The 7,096-nt window shown below is 23.6% G+C and carries 8 protein-coding genes and 1 pseudogene; 3 read left to right on the top strand and 6 right to left on the bottom strand.

Annotation, left to right across the window (positions count from 1 at the left end):
- The 5 genes from T405_RS03310 to T405_RS03290 all read right to left on the bottom strand — a co-directional run.
- A partial coding sequence (locus T405_RS03310; RefSeq protein WP_156951255.1) for a hypothetical protein occupies window positions 1–202 on the bottom strand: 202 nt, incomplete at its 3' end.
- 399 nt (window positions 203–601) lie between these two features.
- Window positions 602–1,090 carry a dihydrofolate reductase gene (locus T405_RS03305; RefSeq protein ID WP_051619559.1) on the bottom strand — a complete coding sequence of 163 codons (489 nt, stop codon included), beginning with the start codon at window positions 1,088–1,090 and terminating at the stop codon, window positions 602–604.
- Window positions 1,083–1,931, bottom strand: coding sequence for an MAGa7180 family putative nuclease (locus T405_RS03300; protein WP_036431201.1), 849 nt, complete (start codon window positions 1,929–1,931; stop codon window positions 1,083–1,085). Before T405_RS03300 ends, T405_RS03305 begins: the two co-directional genes overlap by 8 nt.
- The gene (locus T405_RS03295; protein WP_036431198.1) at window positions 1,931–2,575 is read right to left on the bottom strand and encodes a hypothetical protein; all 645 of its coding nucleotides are present in this window, start codon (window positions 2,573–2,575) and stop codon (window positions 1,931–1,933) included. Before T405_RS03295 ends, T405_RS03300 begins: the two co-directional genes overlap by 1 nt.
- A 165-nt stretch (window positions 2,576–2,740) precedes the next feature.
- A complete protein-coding gene (locus T405_RS03290; RefSeq protein WP_036431195.1) occupies window positions 2,741–3,586 on the bottom strand; it encodes a PTS sugar transporter subunit IIAB in 846 nt (281 codons plus the stop codon).
- A 147-nt stretch (window positions 3,587–3,733) separates the two neighbouring features.
- On the opposite strand from T405_RS03290, the gene argS reads away from it, so the two are divergent.
- The 3 genes from argS (at window position 3,734) to fba (ending at window position 6,606) form a co-directional block, all read left to right on the top strand.
- Window positions 3,734–5,374 (top strand): arginine--tRNA ligase, encoded by a 1,641-nt coding sequence (gene argS / locus T405_RS03285; RefSeq protein ID WP_036431192.1) that lies wholly within the window; start codon window positions 3,734–3,736, stop codon window positions 5,372–5,374.
- 84 nt (window positions 5,375–5,458) lie between these two features.
- Window positions 5,459–5,722, top strand: a complete 264-nt coding sequence (rpoE, locus tag T405_RS03280; protein ID WP_036431189.1) for a DNA-directed RNA polymerase subunit delta — start codon at window positions 5,459–5,461, stop codon at window positions 5,720–5,722.
- A gap of 14 nt (window positions 5,723–5,736) precedes the next feature.
- Window positions 5,737–6,606, top strand: a complete 870-nt coding sequence (gene fba / locus T405_RS03275; RefSeq protein ID WP_036431186.1) for a class II fructose-1,6-bisphosphate aldolase — start codon at window positions 5,737–5,739, stop codon at window positions 6,604–6,606.
- A 328-nt stretch (window positions 6,607–6,934) separates the two neighbouring features.
- Here the strand turns inward: fba and T405_RS04160 are convergent.
- Window positions 6,935–7,096, bottom strand: a pseudogene (locus T405_RS04160) (IS256 family transposase); the annotation flags it as partial.

Below are 7,096 nucleotides of genomic sequence, written 5' to 3'. Positions count from 1 at the left end.
AAGTTACATTAACTCTTTCATCATATTTGGTTATTATTCTTTTTATTATTTTTTCATAGTCCGGATTTATTTCTTTCAAATACAAACTATTTCCCAAACCTAAAATTTTTACATTTTTTCTATAAGAACCCGAATTATCAAAATATCCAATATTTTTATAAACTGTATTTTTACCTGAAGTATTGTAAAGCATAAGTTTCATAATTTAATTATATCATAATAACAAGTAATAACAAGTATAAAAACTAAAAAGTTTATATAACATAGTTATATAAAAATCTCTAAAAACTAACTATTTTTAGAGATTCTGGGAAACGCAGGAAAACAACTAAAAATTGTTTTTAAAATTAAAGTTTTTTGTCTTACTTTTTTTTAAAAAAGTAAGGTATCCCTTGATTGCAATCAAGGGACGGAAGGGTTAAAAAAACAAAAACCAAACAAAAAGCAAAAAAGCGGAAATGACATTCCGTCTTTTTGACATTTTGTTTGGTTTTTTCTCTTATAATAGAACCAGATTTGTGTTTTGCTATCACTTTTCTCTTACTTTAAAAAGTAAGTTAAAGAGAATTTACACAAAATATAATACAGTTCCTTTTCATCTTTAATTTAGTTCATATTGATATGTAATAAAATCTTTATCTTTATAAATTATATTTTCATCTATTAATTTATTTTTATTTATAAATGAAATTTTTGTATCTGTTTTATAAATGTTGTTAATAACAGAAATAATTATAATATTTGCTTTATTATAAAATTGTTCATAAACTGATTTCCCGCCACAAATAAATAAATCTTTTTTATTTTCTCTATATTTAAAAAAAAGATTATTTATTTGTTCTTGAGTATTTAATATTTGATTTATTTTTATATGCTTTGGAAAATCAATATATTTACTTAGAACAATAATTTTTCTATTTTTTAAATCAAATGAACTAGGTAAACTTAAATAAGTGTTTAAACCCATTAATAATGTAGCGTTTTGAGTGATTTTATTAAATAATTTGAGTTCATTTGGTATATTTCATGGTAATTTGTTTAAATAACCTATTCCACCATATAAATCAGTTGCTATTATTAGTTTAATCATTGAAATCTAAATCTGCTTTTCCCATACTTTTTCATTTATTAATTAATTGTTGATATTCTTCATTATTTTGACATTCTAAATATGCTATTTGATCTGCGTCATCTAAAAAATTAAATTCAGGAGATATATCTGTATTTGTAAATTTGTAATATCAATCTTTAACTAGTTTAATATCTTCATTTGCTTCATTTTCATTTACTTTATATGTGTATGTTTTTATTTTTCTTTTAGTTAAATCAATTTCTTCTGGTTTTAGATAATCTCCTTCTTCATCTTTTAAAAAAAGTGCAACTATACTATATTTATCAATTCTTGTATTTAACTTTTTGGACATTAAAATGGCATATAATTGTGCTTGTTTACGATAAGAAGGATCAACACCATCTTTTTGCCATAATTCTTGTTTTTTTTCTCCTGCAGTTTTAATTTCTAAGATCATATTATGTTCTGGCATAAAACCATCAGGAACACCACTTAAAACATCATCAACACCAGCAAAATAATCATAATTATAATCTTCAGCTTTATAATTTTCAATTTTTTGATTTTTTAATGTATTTCTTAAAACGTCAAAGATTTTAGGTTCTAAAATAATTCCTGCATTAATATATTTTTTTGATAGAACAGGTAATTTTAATCTTGTTATATGACAAAAAGCATTAAATTGAGATTTAAATTTATTTTGTATTAAAATATCACCAACAGAACTACCTCCAATTTTTTTATAACCTTTCCGCTTATCAAAGGTCTTTAACTCATTAAAAAAATCTGGCAGTAATTTTATTACTCTTTTTTCTTTGTCAATGATATAGTGAATATTATTTCAATATTTACGAGCCATTATTTAAAAAAGTTTTGAATAATGGTGTTTGCTGCTATTTCAACACCTTTAAAATCAGCAACCCATTCTTGATTAATCATTGTATTTTGTGGAATAATATGGTCAAAAGCAATATTCACTAATTTATCAAAACTTATTTCTGTTGAATTATCATCAACACCCTTTACAAATTTTTCAGCATCCATAAATTTTTCAATTCTGATTGAAATAACTTTAGAAACATCTGTTTCATGATTCAATTTAGTTTCTAAATCTTTTATATTTTTCTTAAAATAATCTAATTCATTAGGGAATCTCATATCATCTATAATGAATAATGTATTTTTATTGTTTTCTATAGACAAGTCAATAGTTTCTTTGATTTTATCAAATACTTTAGCACATCAAATGTTATTGTTAATATTTCTTCCTACTTCTCCCATAGCAATTCATAAAGGTCTAACTATCTCTTTATCTTTTTGATCTCAGTTGATTTCATCTAAAATAGGTTGTGTGATTTTTTTAATAGGTTCAGCAAAAGACAAAATGTGAACATTATCATTGAATTTGTGAGAAAGTTTTTCAGATAAAGCATTTGTTAAAAGTCCCTTACCACTTCTTCTTTTACCATTTATTAATATAATTACGTGATTTCTTTTTTTCATATTTGCTCCTTGATATTAAAAAATTAAGTTTTATTATTATAGAACATTAAACATAAAGAACATAAAAAAAACTTAATAATTTTATTTTTATGAAAAATATAATGAAAATATCATTAACAAAAAATATAATGTAAATTTTTCATATATTTACATTATATTTTTAAATTAAGTTAATTTAAATAATTTTTTTTCTAATACACTGTTTGATTCTAATTGAGTGATATTTTTTAATCTGGAATCAGAAGTTATAGTAATAATTAAGTGAGTATCAATATTTTCTTTTACAAATTTTTCGATTTCAATTTGCATAATTACTTGATTAGATTTAACTTTTGTATTAGGTTGAACTTTACTTATAAAACCAATTCCATTAAGTTTATGGCTATCTAAACCAATTAATACTAAAAGTTCAACACCATTATTAGATTTAAAAATAAATTGATTTTTATTAGCAGGAACATTAGTAATTTTTCCATCAAAAGGAGCAACTAATTCAATTGATTTTTGATTTGTATCCATTTTAATAGCAAAACCATTACCTACTAAACCTTCAGAAAAAATTCCATCATTTAATTCTTTTAACCCAATAACTTTTCCATTTGTTAATGACAGAACTTCTAATTCTTTTTCAATTTCAAATTCAGTTTTATTTTTAGTTTCTTTAGTAGTATTTGTTTGTGTGTTTTGTTCTTGCTTTTTAAGAATTTGTGAATATTTCTTAATTTCAAAATTTACTTCTTCTACCACATCACCAAATTCTACATGAATATGATTTTGATCATAAAAGAAAGTTATATTAGTTGCACCTTGTTTAATTAAGTCATCTTTTGAAACTATAGACAAGTTTTTTAAATCATATCTTAATTCTGAAACACTATTGCTAAAACCAACAATATTATGTATTCCTCCAAAAGCATTAACAATATCTATAACTTTTTTTGGTACTTCATGTCCACATACACAACCAAAAAAAGGTTTACATTCACACATATCTGTTTTATTTATTTCCATTATTTCCCCTTATTATGCAATTATATTTGATATTTTACCAAAATTTTATTTATCTAAATGTGTTTTATTGATAATAAATTATAAATATTTATGATTAAATAATATATAATTTATAAATATAGACTATTTTAATTAAATAGGAGAAAAATGACTATTATACAAAGGTTAAAAGAAAATATTTTAGAAATAATAAAAAAAATTCAAGATGAAAACTATTTTGATTCAGCGATAGCTTTTAATAACTTAAATTTTTTAGTTAATGAACCAAATTTAAATAATAATGATATTTCATACGATTATTCAACGAATATAGCATTTATCTTAAAGCAATATAAAAAAACAAGTCCAATGGAAATAGCAAAAGTAATTCAAAATAAATTATTAAAAAGCAAATGAATTAGTAAAATAGACATTGCTCAACCAGGTTTTTTAAATATTGTTTTAAGTGATATAGCATTTATTGATATTATAAATAACATAGTAAAGGAAAGAGATAATTACGGAAAAAATATAATTCAAAAACAAAAAATAAATGTTGAATATGTATCTGCAAATCCAACAGGTTATTTACATGTAGGACACGTTAGAGGAGCAGTATATGGAAGTACATTAGTAAACATATATAAACATGCTGGACACAACGTTGAATCAGAATATTATGTAAATGATGCAGGGCATCAAATTGAAATTTTAGTTAATTCATTATTAGTAAGATATAAAGAATTATTTAATATTTTCCAAGAAATGCCAACTGACTGTTATAAAGGTAATGATATTATTTATGTAGCAAAAATAGTTAAAGAAAAATATGGTGATTATTTCTTAGAGATAAATGAAACAAAATATAACAAATTAAAAAAAATAGCAGTAGATATTTTATTAGATAAAATAAAATATGACTTAGAATGTATTAATGTCAAATTTGATACATTTACAAGTGAAAAAAGTATTCTTGATAATAATTTGATTAAACCAGTTTTAGATAAATTATCAGATAATTTATATAAAAAAGATGGTGCATTATATTTAAATACTACTCAATTTGGTGATGATAAGGATCGTGTTTTAATTAAAAGTAATGGGAACAATACATATTTATTACCTGATATAGCTTATCATTTAACTAAACTACTAAAATCTGATAAATTAATAAATATTTGAGGAGCAGATCATTCGGGTTATATAGCAAGAATGAAAATAGCTTTAAAATGTATGGGTTATGAACCAGACAAACTAGATATTTTAACAATTGAATTAGTTAAACTTATGAAAAATGGTGAAGAATTTAAAATGTCTAAAAGATCGGGAACCAGTGTTACTTTAAGTGATTTATTAGAAGTGTCAAAACCTGATGCTATAAGATTTATGATGTTAACTAGAGAAATAAGTAACAATTTTATATTTGATATAGATTATGCAAATTCAAATGATACTAATAATCCTGTTTATATAGTTCAATATGGTTATTCTCGTGCAGTTTCTTTATTGAATAAACTTAAAAAACCTAATATAAATAAAGATATAATTTTTTCATCTAAAGCTAAAAAAGTTCTATTAATATTAGATCAATTTCCAGATTTAATTAAAAGTATAGTAAATACATCTAAGGTAAATTTACTAACTCAATATTTAGTTAATTTAGTCAAAAAATTTAATAGTTTTTATGAAGAAACAAGATTACAAAATCATGAATATGAAACATCATATGCAAGTTTAGTTTTAAGTTATAAACTAGTTATGAACCTTGGTTTATCATTATTAGGTATATCAGCACCAAAAACAATGTAATTAGTTCCACAAAAAATTTATAAGAATTTTTTTAAACATAAATAAAAATATAAAATTTAAATACAATAATGTTGAAAGGCAAAAATGAAAAGTACAACAATGTTAGAAATAGCAATTGATTTTGTTTCAGAAGATTACAATCAATCATATGAGTTTTATGAAATTTTCGAAAGAGTTGAATCTTTATTAAAAGATAGTTGAATTGAAAAATTTGTAAACACCGAAAACGGAAAAGATTATGAAAAAGTTCGTGAATTAAAAATGGGAGAACTTTATAGATTGCTTACAGTAGATAAAGAATTTTCTCGTAATATGGATGGAACTTGAAAAAAACGTTTAATAAATTAATTTAAGGAGTAAAAATGGCATTAGTAAATGCAAAAGAAATGCTAAAAAAAGCAAAAGAAGGAAAATATGCAATTCCTCACATTAATATAAATAATTTAGAATGAGCAAAAGCAGTTTTATTAACTGCAGAAGCAGAAAAATCACCAGTTATTGTTGCAACTTCAGAAGGTGCAGTTAAATACATGGGCGGATTCAATGTTGTAAGTGGTATGGTAATGGGATTGATTAAAGATTTAAATATTACAGTTCCTGTTGCTCTTCATTTAGATCATGGTTCTTATGAAGGTGTTAAGAAAGCTATTTCAACAGAAGGATATACATCTTTAATGTTTGATGGTTCTCATTTAGAATTCCAAGACAATTATTCAAAAACAAAAGAATTATTAGAGTTAGCTAAATCAAAAAATATGTCTTTTGAAGCAGAAGTAGGAACAATAGGCGGAGAAGAAGATGGTATAGTTGGTGATGGTGAATTCGCAGATCCAGAACAAGCTAGAAAAATTGCTTCTCTAGGAATAGATGTATTAGCAGCGGGAATCGGAAATATCCATGGACCTTATCCTGTATCATGAACTACATTAAGTTTTGAAACATTAACAGAAATATCAAATGCAGCTGGAGTAGGAATTGTATTGCATGGTGGTAGTGGTATCCCTACTGAACAAATTAAAAAAGCAATTAGTCTTGGTGTTACAAAAATAAATGTTAATACAGAATTACAGCAAGCAAATCATAAAGCACTAAGAAGTTATATAACTTCTGGTGAAGATTTAAAAGGTAAAAATTTTGACCCACGTAAATTATATAAACCAGGTTTTGAAGCAATGTGTCAAGTTGTAAAAGAAAAGATACATGAATTTGGTTCAAATAACAAAGCAAAATAAATCTTATAAAGAATAATTAAAAAGAAAACTAAAAAATATTCAGGAAGTCTGAATATTTTTTAGTTTAATAGGGACTGTATTATATTTTGTGTAAATTCTCTTTAACTTACTTTTTAAAGTAAGAGAAAAGTGATAGCAAAACACAAATCTAGTTCTATTATAACAAAAAAACCAAACAAAATGTCAAAAAGACGGAATGTCATTTCCGCTTTTTGGTTTTTGTTTGGTTTTTGTTTTTTTAACCCTTCCGTCCCTTCATTGCAATCAAGGGAGACCTTACTTTTTTAAAAAAAAGTAAGACAAAAAACTTTAATTTTAAAAACAATTTTTAGTTGTTTTCTTTAAATATTATTAATAATTGACTTAAGATTTGTCCTCAGTTTGGAGTAATTTTATCTCATTTTGCAAGTTGATTATTTATAGCAAAATATACTGATTTCATAAGTGATTCTTCTGTTGGAAAAGAAGTTTTTGTTTTAGTAATTTTTCT

The organism is Mycoplasmopsis felis ATCC 23391 (assembly GCF_000701865.1).
In the GTDB taxonomy this organism is placed as follows: Bacteria; Bacillota_I; Bacilli_A; order Mycoplasmatales; family Metamycoplasmataceae; genus Mycoplasmopsis; species Mycoplasmopsis felis.
This window is presented reverse-complemented; position numbering and strand designations above follow the sequence as displayed.